At 47.2% G+C, this 6,308-nt stretch carries 1 protein-coding gene, 4 tRNA genes and 3 rRNA genes (1 of these 8 running past the window's edge); all 8 read right to left on the bottom strand.

The genetic code is table 11. The annotated features are described in order from the left end of the window. A tRNA-Leu gene (locus LBYS11_RS00685) sits at positions 1–35 on the bottom strand; it reaches 50 nt to the left of the window's first position. Between the two features lie 17 nt (positions 36–52). Continuing rightward, positions 53–128, bottom strand: a tRNA-Lys gene (locus tag LBYS11_RS00680). Between the two features lie 7 nt (positions 129–135). Then, positions 136–211 (bottom strand) — tRNA-Thr (locus LBYS11_RS00675). A gap of 3 nt (positions 212–214) precedes the next feature. Next, positions 215–290 (bottom strand) — tRNA-Val (locus LBYS11_RS00670). 10 nt (positions 291–300) lie between these two features. Beyond that, positions 301–416: ribosomal RNA gene (gene rrf, locus LBYS11_RS00665) — 5S ribosomal RNA — on the bottom strand. Positions 417–531: 115 nt separating this feature from the next. Beyond that, a 23S ribosomal RNA gene (locus LBYS11_RS00660) occupies positions 532–3,459 on the bottom strand. A 182-nt stretch (positions 3,460–3,641) separates the two neighbouring features. Further along, positions 3,642–5,193, bottom strand: a 16S ribosomal RNA gene (locus LBYS11_RS00655). The 16S, 23S and 5S rRNA genes sit together here with 4 tRNA genes alongside, the layout of an rRNA operon. Positions 5,194–5,889: 696 nt before the next feature. Next, positions 5,890–6,171 carry a hypothetical protein gene (locus LBYS11_RS00650; RefSeq protein ID WP_048395308.1) on the bottom strand — a complete coding sequence of 94 codons (282 nt, stop codon included), beginning with the start codon at positions 6,169–6,171 and terminating at the stop codon, positions 5,890–5,892. Positions 6,172–6,308: the final 137 nt, after the last annotated feature.

Raw genomic sequence — 6,308 nt, 5'->3', positions numbered from 1 at the left:
AAGTCTAGTGCGTCTGCCAATTCCGCCACACCCGCTTATTATTATTTATAAATGGTGAGCCATGAAGGACTCGAACCTTCGACCCTCTGATTAAAAGTCAGATGCTCTACCAACTGAGCTAATGGCTCGAAAAAATGGTGCCGGCTATAGGAATCGAACCCACGACCTACTGATTACAAGTCAGTTGCTCTACCTGCTGAGCTAAACCGGCATATGGTGGAGGATGACGGGCTCGAACCGCCGACCCTCTGCTTGTAAGGCAGATGCTCTCCCAGCTGAGCTAATCCTCCTGGGTATTATGCCTAGCGACGTCCTACTCTCACAGGGGGAAGCCCCCAACTACCATCGGCGCTAAAGAGCTTAACTTCCGTGTTCGGTATGGGAACGGGTGTGACCTCTTTGCCATCATCACTAGACTTATTAAAAGACAAGATTTATTATACCATATTTCAGTATAAATGCAAGCTTTTTTTAAAACTTACTTGTTCTTTCAAAACTGGATAAACGGCACATTGAATGTTTCAAACTTTTTTGGTTAAGTCCTCGATCGATTAGTATTCGTCAGCTCCATGTGTCACCACACTTCCACCTCGAACCTATCTACCTCATCGTCTTTGAGGGATCTTACTTACTTGCGTAATGGGAAATCTCATCTTGAGGGGGGCTTCATGCTTAGATGCTTTCAGCACTTATCCCGTCCACACATAGCTACCCAGCGATGCCTTTGGCAAGACAACTGGTACACCAGCGGTGTGTCCATCCCGGTCCTCTCGTACTAAGGACAGCTCCTCTCAAATTTCCTACGCCCACGACGGATAGGGACCGAACTGTCTCACGACGTTCTGAACCCAGCTCGCGTACCGCTTTAATGGGCGAACAGCCCAACCCTTGGGACCGACTACAGCCCCAGGATGCGATGAGCCGACATCGAGGTGCCAAACCTCCCCGTCGATGTGGACTCTTGGGGGAGATAAGCCTGTTATCCCCGGGGTAGCTTTTATCCGTTGAGCGATGGCCCTTCCATGCGGAACCACCGGATCACTAAGCCCGTCTTTCGACCCTGCTCGACTTGTAGGTCTCGCAGTCAAGCTCCCTTGTGCCTTTACACTCTACGAATGATTTCCAACCATTCTGAGGGAACCTTTGGGCGCCTCCGTTACCTTTTAGGAGGCGACCGCCCCAGTCAAACTGTCCGCCTGACACTGTCTCCTGCCCCGCTAAGGGGCATGGGTTAGAATTTCAATACAACCAGGGTAGTATCCCACCGACGCCTCCTTCGAAGCTGGCGCTCCGAGATCTCTGGCTCCTACCTATCCTGTACAAGTTGTACCAAAATTCAATATCAGGCTACAGTAAAGCTCCACGGGGTCTTTCCGTCCTGTCGCGGGTAACCTGCATCTTCACAGGTACTATAATTTCACCGAGTCTCTCGTTGAGACAGTGCCCAGATCGTTACGCCTTTCGTGCGGGTCGGAACTTACCCGACAAGGAATTTCGCTACCTTAGGACCGTTATAGTTACGGCCGCCGTTTACTGGGGCTTCAATTCGCAGCTTCGCTTGCGCTAACCACTCCTCTTAACCTTCCAGCACCGGGCAGGCGTCAGCCCCTATACGTCACCTTACGGTTTTGCAGAGACCTGTGTTTTTGCTAAACAGTCGCCTGGGCCTATTCACTGCGGCTCTCATGCGCTTGCACGCTCAAGAGCACCCCTTCTCCCGAAGTTACGGGGTCATTTTGCCGAGTTCCTTAACGAGAGTTCTCTCGCACACCTTAGGATTCTCTCCTCGACTACCTGTGTCGGTTTGCGGTACGGGCACCTCTCACCTCGATAGAGGCTTTTCTTGGCAGTGTGAAATCAGGAACTTCGTCCATACGGACTCGCCATCACAGCTCAACGTTACAGTGTGCGGATTTGCCTACACACACGCCTTACTGCTTGGACGCGCACAACCAACGGCGCGCTTACCCTATCCTACTGCGTCCCCCCATTTCTCAAACGGTGAGGAGGTGGTACAGGAATATCAACCTGTTGTCCATCGCCTACGCCTATCGGCCTCGGCTTAGGTCCCGACTAACCCTGAGCGGACGAGCCTTCCTCAGGAAACCTTAGTCATACGGTGGACGGGATTCTCACCCGTCTTTCGCTACTCATACCGGCATTCTCACTTCTAAGCGCTCCACCAGTCCTTCCGATCTGACTTCAACGCACTTAGAACGCTCTCCTACCACTGACATCGTAGATGTCAATCCACAGCTTCGGTGAATCGTTTAGCCCCGATACATTTTCGGCGCAGCGTCACTCGACCAGTGAGCTATTACGCACTCTTTAAATGATGGCTGCTTCTAAGCCAACATCCTGGTTGTCTGTGCAACGCCACATCCTTTTCCACTTAACGATTACTTTGGGACCTTAGCTGGTGGTCTGGGCTGTTTCCCTTTTGACTACGGATCTTATCACTCGCAGTCTGACTCCCGTGTATAAATATCTGGCATTCGGAGTTTGTCTGAATTCGGTAAACCGGGATGGCCCCCTAGTCCAAACAGTGCTCTACCTCCAGTATTCTCATCACGAGGCTAGCCCTAAAGCTATTTCGGAGAGAACCAGCTATCTCCAAGTTCGATTGGAATTTCTCCGCTACCCACACCTCATCCCCGCACTTTTCAACGTGCGTGGGTTCGGGCCTCCAGTAAGTGTTACCTCACCTTCACCCTGGACATGGGTAGATCACCTGGTTTCGGGTCTACGACCACGTACTATTTCGCCCTATTCAGACTCGCTTTCGCTGCGGCTCCGCCTTCTAAAGCTTAACCTTGCACGTAATCGTAACTCGCCGGTTCATTCTACAAAAGGCACGCTATCACCCATTAACGGGCTCTAACTACTTGTAGGCACACGGTTTCAGGATCTCTTTCACTCCCCTTCCGGGGTGCTTTTCACCTTTCCCTCACGGTACTGGTTCACTATCGGTCACTAGGTAGTATTTAGCCTTGGGAGATGGTCCTCCCGGATTCCGACGGAATTTCACGTGTTCCGCCGTACTCAGGATCCACTCAGGAGAGAACGAACTTTCGACTACAGGGCTTTTACCTGCTCTGGCGGACCTTTCCAAGTCGCTTCATCTAACTCGCTCTTTTGTAACTCCGTATAGAGTGTCCTACAACCCCAAGAGGCAAGCCTCTTGGTTTGGGCTCTTCCCGTTTCGCTCGCCGCTACTCAGGGAATCGATTTTTCTTTCTCTTCCTCCAGGTACTTAGATGTTTCAGTTCCCTGGGTCTGCCTTCAAGACGCTATGTATTCACGTCAAGATACTACGCGATTAAACGTAGTGGGTTCCCCCATTCGGAAATCTCCGGATCAAAGCTCACTTACAGCTCCCCGAAGCATATCGGTGTTAGTGCCGTCCTTCTTCGGCTCCTAGTGCCAAGGCATTCGCCGTGCGCCCTTAATAACTTAACCAAGTTATTAAGCCTATAAAAAAACTTAAAAAATAAATGTGTTTGTTACAATTTCAATGTCGTTTTATCCAGTTTTCAAAGAACAAGTTTTGAAGTGTTTCATTCAGATAGAATGAACCTTCAAAACTGAACGCAAAACGTAATCTTACAAACCCAAGGTTTGTATTCCGAAATAATCCTTAGAAAGGAGGTGATCCAGCCGCACCTTCCGATACGGCTACCTTGTTACGACTTCACCCCAATCATCTATCCCACCTTCGGCGGCTGGCTCCAAAAGGTTACCTCACCGACTTCGGGTGTTACAAACTCTCGTGGTGTGACGGGCGGTGTGTACAAGGCCCGGGAACGTATTCACCGCGGCATGCTGATCCGCGATTACTAGCGATTCCGGCTTCATGTAGGCGAGTTGCAGCCTACAATCCGAACTGAGAACGACTTTATCGGATTAGCTCCCTCTCGCGAGTTGGCAACCGTTTGTATCGTCCATTGTAGCACGTGTGTAGCCCAGGTCATAAGGGGCATGATGATTTGACGTCATCCCCACCTTCCTCCGGTTTGTCACCGGCAGTCACCTTAGAGTGCCCAACTAAATGATGGCAACTAAGATCAAGGGTTGCGCTCGTTGCGGGACTTAACCCAACATCTCACGACACGAGCTGACGACAACCATGCACCACCTGTCACCGTTGCCCCCGAAGGGGAAACTATATCTCTACAGTGGTCAACGGGATGTCAAGACCTGGTAAGGTTCTTCGCGTTGCTTCGAATTAAACCACATGCTCCACCGCTTGTGCGGGCCCCCGTCAATTCCTTTGAGTTTCAGTCTTGCGACCGTACTCCCCAGGCGGAGTGCTTAATGCGTTAGCTGCAGCACTAAGGGGCGGAAACCCCCTAACACTTAGCACTCATCGTTTACGGCGTGGACTACCAGGGTATCTAATCCTGTTTGCTCCCCACGCTTTCGCGCCTCAGCGTCAGTTACAGACCAGAAAGTCGCCTTCGCCACTGGTGTTCCTCCAAATCTCTACGCATTTCACCGCTACACTTGGAATTCCACTTTCCTCTTCTGCACTCAAGTCCCCCAGTTTCCAATGACCCTCCACGGTTGAGCCGTGGGCTTTCACATCAGACTTAAAGGACCGCCTGCGCGCGCTTTACGCCCAATAATTCCGGACAACGCTTGCCACCTACGTATTACCGCGGCTGCTGGCACGTAGTTAGCCGTGGCTTTCTAATAAGGTACCGTCAAGGTACAGCCAGTTACTACTGTACTTGTTCTTCCCTTACAACAGAGTTTTACGATCCGAAAACCTTCTTCACTCACGCGGCGTTGCTCCATCAGGCTTTCGCCCATTGTGGAAGATTCCCTACTGCTGCCTCCCGTAGGAGTCTGGGCCGTGTCTCAGTCCCAGTGTGGCCGATCACCCTCTCAGGTCGGCTACGCATCGTCGCCTTGGTGAGCCGTTACCTCACCAACTAGCTAATGCGCCGCGGGCCCATCCTATAGCGACAGCCGAAACCGTCTTTCAGTCTTTCACCATGAAGCAAAAGAGATTATTCGGTATTAGCCCCGGTTTCCCGGAGTTATCCCAAACTATAGGGTAGGTTGCCCACGTGTTACTCACCCGTCCGCCGCTAACGTCAAAGGAGCAAGCTCCTTTTCTGTTCGCTCGACTTGCATGTATTAGGCACGCCGCCAGCGTTCGTCCTGAGCCAGGATCAAACTCTCCATAAAAGAAATTTGATTAGCTCAAATTGTTTTGCTGGCATCATGTTTGATGTCCAAAATTGTGTTTCGTTCACTAGCAAAACTAGCTACTTAAAACTTTATTGATTACGTTTTGCTTGTTCAGTTTTCAAGGTTCATTTAGCAACCATCTCTCGACAGCAACTTTTAAATTATAACATTTCTTCACTTCGTTGTCAACACTTTTTTAAAATGTTTTTTTCAAATCAGCGGAGACAACTTTTAAATTATATTATAATCAATTATTCATGTCAACATCTTTTTTTCAAATTGTTTTTGAAGTTCAATGTTGTTGATTGCATCGTCTTAACGACAAGTAATAATTTATCACGTTAGAAAAAACTTCGCAAGTGTTTTTTATACAAAATCTAATTTAATTTAACAAACTTGCTTTAATAAGCAAATTTGTGTATTTACGAGAATCGTAAATCATAGTATCTTTCCTTATTTATTATTTGTTTTACTATACATCTCTTTCTATTAAATCTCAATATCTTAAATTAAAATACTACTTACTTTTCAAGTTAAATATAGCTCATAAAACTTAGTGTAAAATTACTTCATAAATAAAACTACAAATCTAATTAGTTGTTTAGGTCAAAGAAGGTTTTTAAAAATTGCATTATGAAAATAAGCAGGCGCTAAAGTAGAAGTACTTTAGCGCCTGCTTATTTCTAATAGTCCCTATTTTATTTCATTACCTTGAGGGTCAACTATATTTAAGCACCACAAGAAGTTATCCCATGCAGAATACCAGCCACTAAAGATTTCAGAAGAATCGTCCCAACGAACATCAAATTTCTTATGGCCATCTATTTCTACTAAATATAAAGTAAGATTCTCGTCTTTTTTAGCAACGACTAATTTCATACCATGCTCGAGCTCTTCCTCCGTAAATGGAACATCAGAAACAGAACGTAATTGTGCCTGTTCAAATACTTGTTTGTTAATAATTTTGTAATTCATTATAAGCCCCCAATAAAATACTTCTTTTTATACTTATTGTATTTGATTTGAAAAACATAGAACTATAAAAGTATAACCTAAATATAATCTACGTTTAAACAACTTAATTTTTTTCATTGAGCAAAAAGAAGAGAACT

This window comes from Lysinibacillus sp. YS11 (genome assembly GCF_002896375.1).
Lineage (GTDB): Bacteria > Bacillota > Bacilli > Bacillales_A > Planococcaceae > Lysinibacillus > Lysinibacillus capsici.
This window is presented reverse-complemented; position numbering and strand designations above follow the sequence as displayed.

Excerpts from the sequence above, each read along its gene's own strand:
- LBYS11_RS00650 (WP_048395308.1), bottom strand. The coding sequence starts at position 6,171 with ATGAATTACAAAATTATTAACAAACAAGTATTTGAACAGGCACAATTA.